This is a genomic window from Candidatus Poseidoniia archaeon, assembly GCA_030748895.1.
Lineage (GTDB): Archaea > Thermoplasmatota > Poseidoniia > MGIII > CG-Epi1 > UBA8886.
The window spans coordinates 1-625 of record JASMLC010000056.1 but is presented as its reverse complement, the minus strand read 5'-3'; the positions used below and the strand labels follow the sequence as shown (position 1 = coordinate 625).

Here is a 625-nt window from a genome sequence, read left to right as displayed (position 1 = left end):
ATGCTGAAGTCATGTTCTCAGGAATATCTTGCCACAAATTCTCAATTGTTAGATCATAGATAAATGGTTCTTCAATCTCTTCATCCTCTCCAAAAAGCCCTCCAGGTCCAGTACAACCTGTCGTTGCAAGGATAATCATCACACCAATTGGGATTATTTTTCTCATTTCAGCCTACTATATTGAGATAATAGGGATAGATAAAGTCAGGGGTTCATTTCATAAAAAGACTTGAATGTTGTAAAATGTGAACCAAGTTGATTTGGTAGCATTTTTGATTCTTTTTCTGGGAATTGCGATTCTTGCTTATCCTCTTTTTCTTCTGTTATTGGAAAGGGCAACCGAGAAAAAATCCAGTGATTTATTGTTGATAGGTGCGATATTACTTCTTGGCTGTGCCTTTGTAATTGCTCTTTGGGCAGTTTACTATGCTTCTACATCTCCTGAATTGCTCTGGCCTCTAGCCTTATTCACTCTAATTTTTAGATTTATTTCCCCACTTATTCTTGTTAGAGCTATGACAAAGTGGCAGAATTCAAATTTTATCCTATCTAATACAACAGGTCGTGTATTTTCCGAGGCATTTCCAGGAGTAGCTATGGTTGTTGGAACCTTTATTTTGCTTTC

General features: G+C 36.8%; 1 protein-coding gene. It reads left to right on the top strand.

Annotation, left to right across the window (positions count from 1 at the left end; genetic code table 11):
* Positions 1 to 245 precede the first annotated feature (245 nt).
* The coding region (locus tag QGG57_07070; protein ID MDP7007915.1) for a hypothetical protein at positions 246 to 625 on the top strand (380 nt) is incomplete at its 3' end.